The 5,514-nt window shown below is 67.0% G+C and carries 6 protein-coding genes; 3 read left to right on the forward strand and 3 right to left on the reverse strand.

Annotated elements, in window-relative coordinates; all coding sequences use genetic code 11:
• Positions 1 to 89 precede the first annotated feature (89 nt).
• A complete protein-coding gene (locus ACQKDV_RS09050; RefSeq protein ID WP_427783425.1) occupies positions 90 to 1,421 on the reverse strand; it encodes an Nramp family divalent metal transporter in 1,332 nt (443 codons plus the stop codon).
• A 116-nt stretch (positions 1,422 to 1,537) separates the two neighbouring features.
• On the opposite strand from ACQKDV_RS09050, the gene mntR reads away from it, so the two are divergent.
• Positions 1,538 to 2,008 carry a manganese-binding transcriptional regulator MntR gene (mntR, locus tag ACQKDV_RS09055; RefSeq protein WP_427783426.1) on the forward strand — a complete coding sequence of 157 codons (471 nt, stop codon included), beginning with the start codon at positions 1,538 to 1,540 and terminating at the stop codon, positions 2,006 to 2,008.
• A 138-nt stretch (positions 2,009 to 2,146) separates the two neighbouring features.
• Here mntR and fabR read toward each other — a convergent pair whose 3' ends face one another.
• The gene (gene fabR / locus ACQKDV_RS09060; RefSeq protein WP_427783427.1) at positions 2,147 to 2,806 is read right to left on the reverse strand and encodes an HTH-type transcriptional repressor FabR; all 660 of its coding nucleotides are present in this window, start codon (positions 2,804 to 2,806) and stop codon (positions 2,147 to 2,149) included.
• Between the two features lie 92 nt (positions 2,807 to 2,898).
• Between fabR and ACQKDV_RS09065 the strand changes: the two genes are divergently transcribed.
• Entirely contained in the window at positions 2,899 to 3,969 is a 1,071-nt protein-coding gene (locus ACQKDV_RS09065; protein ID WP_427783428.1) for a ferredoxin reductase, read from the forward strand.
• 12 nt (positions 3,970 to 3,981) lie between these two features.
• Positions 3,982 to 5,130, forward strand: coding sequence for a fatty acid desaturase family protein (locus tag ACQKDV_RS09070; RefSeq protein ID WP_427783429.1), 1,149 nt, complete (start codon positions 3,982 to 3,984; stop codon positions 5,128 to 5,130).
• 5 nt (positions 5,131 to 5,135) lie between these two features.
• Here the strand turns inward: ACQKDV_RS09070 and ACQKDV_RS09075 are convergent, their stop codons facing one another.
• Positions 5,136 to 5,390 carry a hypothetical protein gene (locus tag ACQKDV_RS09075; RefSeq protein WP_427783431.1) on the reverse strand — a complete coding sequence of 85 codons (255 nt, stop codon included), beginning with the start codon at positions 5,388 to 5,390 and terminating at the stop codon, positions 5,136 to 5,138.
• Between the last annotated feature and the right edge of the window lie 124 nt (positions 5,391 to 5,514).

Here is a 5,514-nt window from a genome sequence, read left to right on the forward strand (position 1 = left end):
GTTGGCGCGGTGCGCGATCAAAAGCATCCACGCATGGCGTGGATCTACTGGAGCCGGGCCCCCGCTCGGTTGCTTTTGGATCATCGGGATCACGCGCCGGCGAAGCTGTCCACCAGCAGTTTCACGTTCAGTGCCACGATCACCACCGCGATCACCCAGGCGATGCCGCCCAGCCAGCGCGGTGCTGCCAGCGCACCCATCGTGGCCCTTTCGGTCACCAGCCGTACCAGCGGGATGATCGCGAATGGCAGCTGCATCGACAGCACCACTTGGCTCAGTACCAGCAGCTTCACCGCGCCCTGGTCACCGAACAGCAGGATCACCACCACCACCGGAATGATCGCCAGCGCACGGGTGATCAGCCGCCGCAGCCACGGTGGCAGGCGCAGGCGCAGGAACCCTTCCATCACGATCTGCCCGGCCAGGGTGGCGGTCACCGTGGAATTCAGGCCCGAGGCCAGCAGCGCCACCGCAAACAGTGTCGAAGCCACGCCGACGCCCAGCATCGGCGCCAGCAGCTGGTGCGCCTGCTCGATGTCTTCCACATCCAAGCGCCCGTTGGCATGGAACACCGCTGCCGCCAGGATCAGGATGCTGGCATTGATGAACAGCGCCAGGGTCAGTGCGAGGGTGCTGTCGGTCACCGCCCAGCGCAGCGCGCTGCGGCGCCCTTCATCGGTACGCGGGTAGGCGCGGGTCTGCACGATGGACGAATGCAGGTACAGGTTATGCGGCATGACGGTGGCGCCAATGATGCCGATGGCGATGTACAGCGCGTGCGGATCGGTGACCACCTGCGCACGCGGAATGAACCCGCCCAGCACCTCCATCACCGGCGGTGCGGCCAGCGCGATCTGTACCATGAAACAGCCGAAGATGATCATCAGCAGGGCGATGACGAAGGCTTCCAATGCACGGAAGCCGCGGTTCATCAGCAGCAGCACCAGCAGCGTGTCCAGTGCGGTGATCACCGCGCCCCACAGCAGGGGCAGGTCGAACAGCAGCTTCAGGGCGATGGCGGTACCGATGACCTCGGCCAGATCGCAGGCGATGATCGCCGCCTCGCACAGGGCCCACAGTGCCAGATTGACCGGCTTCGGGTAACGGGCGCGGCAGGCCTGTGCCAGGTCCATGCCGGTGGCGATGCCCAGCCGCGCCGACAGCGCCTGCAGGATCACCGCCATCAGGTTGGAAATGAGGATGACCGAAAGCAGCAGGTAGCCGAAGCGCGACCCGCCAGCCAGGTCCGTGGCCCAGTTGCCCGGGTCCATGTAGCCCACCGACACCATGTAGCCCGGGCCGAGGAAGGCCAGCAGGCGGAACCACCAATGGCCTTTGTCGGGGACGGCCACCGAGGCGTTGAGCGCGCCGAGACTGGCTGCGTGGGCGGCCGGGGAGTCGGTGGGCTCGACAGTGTTCATGGCTGCAATATAGCCAGTGCTATATCCATTAGCAATGTGAAACAATCGTCTTTGCTGCGTCACTGGTCCAGAATTCAGGTTCAGATACCGAAAACACTGGCAGGACAGGCACCCGCGTGGGCAAGACAGGCGCTTCGACATCGGCAAAGACCACTCCCTTGATCGAGGCCGAGCGCCAGGTGGAGAGCTTCCGGCAGGTGCGCGAGGCGCACCGGATGGAGCTGGTTGAAGACTACGTGGAGCTGATTTCCGACCTGCTGGCCGACGGCGGTGAGGCACGCCAGGTCGATATCGCCACCCGCCTGGGCGTGGCCCAGCCGACGGTGGCGAAGATGCTGCGGCGCCTGGCCCGCGATGGCTGGGTGGTACAGCGGCCGTACCGGGGCGTGTTCCTGACGCCGGAAGGCGAGGCGCTGGCCCATGCCAGCCGCGAGCGGCACCAGACCGTGGAGCGCTTCCTGCTGGCGCTGGGTGTCGACCCGGACACCGCACGGCGCGATGCCGAGGGCATCGAGCATCATGTCAGCGAGCAGACGCTGGCACTGTTCGAGGCGTTCGTGCGCAAGGCCGAGAGCGGAGCGGGCTGAGGTTTGCGGCAGGAGCGGTAGTGCCGGCCGCTGGCCGGCAAAGTAGATCCACGCCGTGCGTGGATGAATTCATTCGATACCTGACAGATTTCATCCACGCATGGCGTGGATCTACTGGCCGCCAGCCGACCCCGGCGCCTACCGGCCGCGACGGAAGGCGGCGGGGGTGCGGGCACCGACGATGATCATGCGGATCATCGTGGAAATCTGCTCGACCAGTTCCGGGTCTTTCTCCGGTGGCAGATCCATGGCGGTGGCGCCCATCGCGAATACCAGGCGGGTGATGGCGGTGGCCACCAGCTCCGGCTTGTAGAGCTTGGCGCCGTCCAGTGCGGCCAGGCGCACCAGGTCGTGCTGCAGTTCTTCTTCGAAGTAGTGCAGCTCGCGTTCGACCGCGTGTTTGAAATCGTCCGAGCCCACCGCGCCTTCGCGCAGCAGCACGTGCAGCAGCTTGTCATCGGCGCGCAGCTGCTCCATGAACGTCTCCACTGATACCCGCACCACGCTGGTGGCGCTGGAAGTGGCGCGCTGCCGCGCTTCACCGATGATGGTGCGCAGCGAGCGGCCTGCCACGTCGATCAAGGCCACAGCCAGTTCGTCCATGTCGCGGAACTGCCGGTAGAAGCTGTTCGGCGCAATGCCGGCTTCGCGCGCGACTTCGCGCAGGCTCAGCGTGGACAGGCTGCGGTGCGGGCCGATCAGTTTCAGCGCGGCGGCCAACAGGTCCTCGCGGCTCACCGTACGGCGGGCCGGGCTGTTGGCATCTTCAGGCGGTGACAGAACGGTGGCGGCGGCCATGGCACTTCCGGAGGGGCAAGGCTGAATCATACCCAATCCAGTTCAATATACACATGTATACACAGGTGTGTGCGCGGCCGTATAGTGCGCCCATGAGCGCTGTGATCCGTCCGTCCCTGTTTTCCCCGTACCGCTGGCTGTCGCCGACGTTGTTCGATTTCTGGGCGGGCCAGCTGAATCCCTTGTGGACCCTGCGCGAGCCGCTGGCCCGCCTGGTCCGGCGCGAGCCGGCCGGCGAGGGTGCCGCCACCCTGGTCCTGCGCTGCAACCGGCACTGGGCCGGCATGCGCGCCGGCCAGCACATCACCCTGGGTGTGGAGCTTGAAGGGCGCGTATTGCGCCGCAGCTACAGCCCGACCGCGCTGGGCCGCCGCGAGCTGGCCATCACTGTCAAGGCGGTGGAGGGCGGCACCATCAGCCAGCACCTGGTCCACCATGCCAAGCCGGGCGATCTGTTCCGCCTGGACGCGGCCTTCGGCGATTTCCATATGCCGGCCGCCGCGCCGGTGCTGTTGCTGGCCGCAGGCAGTGGCATCACCCCGATGCGCAGCCTGCTGCGCGAGGCCTGCCAGCGACCGCTGGCCGCGCCGGTGGACCTGTTCTACTGGGAACGCAACGCGGCCGCCTTCCAGTTCCGTGATGAACTGCAGGCGCTGGCCGCAGCGAACCCGAACCTGCGCGTGCATCTGCTGACCACCCGCGAAGGCGAGGTGCCGGCCGCGCGCATCGATACCCATTCGCTGGCCGTGGCCGGCGATGACACGCCGCTGGCGCAGCGCCACGTGCTGGCCTGTGGCCCGGATGGCTTCGTTGCCGCCGCGCGCCAACGCCTGGTGCACCAGGTGGCCGGCTTCCAGGCCGAGGCGTTTACCCCGCCGGCACCGCTCAACGATGCCGACAGCGCCGGTGAGATCGCCCTGACCCTGGCCCGCAGCGGCCGCCAGCTGAAGGTTGCCCGCGGCCGTTCGCTGCTGGAAAGCCTGGAAGCGCAGGGCATCAAGCCCAAGCACGGCTGCCGCATGGGCATCTGCAATACCTGCACCTGCGATCGCGTCAGTGGCACCACCCGCCACCTGCGCACCGGTGAAATGCAGTCCGAGACGGCGCAGCCGGTGCGGATCTGCGTAAGTGCACCGACCACCGACCTGACTCTGGATCTCTGAGGACCTGCTGCCATGACCCGCGCTTCCGACCGTGCCCTGAGCCCCGCCGAGATGAACGCCTTCGGTGCCGAGCTCGACGCGATCCGCGACCGTATCCTGGGCAGCCTCGGCGCCTCCGACACCCGCTACATCCGCCGCGTGGCCGCCGCCGTGCGCTGGTCGGGCGTGCTGGGCCGTGGCTTGCTGTTCCTGGGCGCGTTCTCGCCGCTGTTCTGGGCGCCGTTGCTGTGGCCGGCCTGCATCGCTGGCACCCTGCTGCTGGCGCTGGCCAAGATCCTGGAAAACATGGAGCTGGGCCATAACGTGATGCACGGCCAGTACGACTGGACCGGCGATCCCAAGCTCAACGGCAACACCTACGAGTGGGACATCGTTGCCACCGGCGACAACTGGCGCAAGACCCACAATTTCCGCCACCACACCTACACCAACGTGCGTGGCATGGACGATGACATCGGCTACGGCCTGCTGCGCATCTTCCCGGAACAGCGCTGGTCGCCCTTCTACCTGATGCAGCCGATCATCGCGCCGATCTTCGCGCTGCTGTTCCAGTGGGGCGTGGCCGCGCAGGACCTGCGCCTGGGCCGCTGGTTCAAGGGCCGTATCAGCAGCCGCGCGATGTGGCTGCAGACCCGCCCGGTGGCGCGCAAGATGCTGCGCCAGGTGCTGAAGGACTACGTGTTCTTCCCGCTGCTGGCCGGCCCGTTCTTCCTGCCGGTGATGCTGGGCAACCTGGTGGCCAACGGCCTGCGCAACGTCTGGACCTACGTGATCATCTTCTGCGGCCATTTCACCGCCGAATCGGAAACCTTCCCCAAGGAATGCCTGCGCAATGAATCGCGCGGCCACTGGTACCTGCGCCAGTTGCGCGGCTCCTCCAACATCAGCGGTGGGTTCATCATCAACGTGCTGTCGGGCAACCTCAGCCACCAGATCGAACACCACTTCTACCCGGACCTGCCGGCCAACCGCTATGCGGCCGTCGCCAAGGAAGTGAAGGAGATCTGCCGCCGTTACGGCCAGCATTACAACAACGGCTCGCTGCCGCGCCAGTTTGCCCAGGTGGTCTGGCGCATCCTGCGCCATGCCTTCCCGAGCAAGCCGCGCCGCCTGCCGATGGCGGACATCCTGCCGGCACCTGCGCCCGCCAACGCGGGCTGAGGCCCTCAGCGGGCTTCGTTCCGCAGTGCCGCTGGAACGCTGTCCTTCGGGGCCCGTTCCAGCCGGCGCAGGAACACCAGCATTTCCCTGCGCGCCTGCTGGTCGCCCTTGCTGCCGGCCGCGCTGAGTCCACGCTGCCAGGCGGCGCGGGCCGCCTCCGGTTGGCCTCCGGCCAGCCAGGCGTTGCCCAGACCGAAGCGCAGCAGCGCACTGTCCTTGCGGCTGGCCAGCATGGCTTCCAGTGCTTCAACCGGGTGCATCAGGCGCGTGCCTGGCGGTAGCGACGGCCGACGTCGGCCCAAGGTTGGGGTAGTGCCGGCCGCTGGCCGGCGTTCATCGACCAGTGCCTGGCCGATGTCGATCTGTGCATGAAGCATATCCAGA

Source organism: Stenotrophomonas sp. NPDC077659, assembly GCF_050268705.1.
Classification (GTDB): domain Bacteria; phylum Pseudomonadota; class Gammaproteobacteria; order Xanthomonadales; family Xanthomonadaceae; genus Stenotrophomonas.

What these genes read in the sequence shown, in the direction of transcription:
- ACQKDV_RS09075 (WP_427783431.1), bottom strand. Translation starts at nt 5,390, where the DNA reads ATGCACCCGGTTGAAGCACTGGAAGCCATGCTGGCCAGCCGCAAGGAC.
- ACQKDV_RS09065 (WP_427783428.1), top strand. Translation starts at nt 2,899, where the DNA reads ATGAGCGCTGTGATCCGTCCGTCCCTGTTTTCCCCGTACCGCTGGCTG.
- ACQKDV_RS09070 (WP_427783429.1), top strand. Translation starts at nt 3,982, where the DNA reads ATGACCCGCGCTTCCGACCGTGCCCTGAGCCCCGCCGAGATGAACGCC.
- fabR (WP_427783427.1), bottom strand. Translation starts at nt 2,806, where the DNA reads ATGGCCGCCGCCACCGTTCTGTCACCGCCTGAAGATGCCAACAGCCCG.
- ACQKDV_RS09050 (WP_427783425.1), bottom strand. Translation starts at nt 1,421, where the DNA reads ATGAACACTGTCGAGCCCACCGACTCCCCGGCCGCCCACGCAGCCAGT.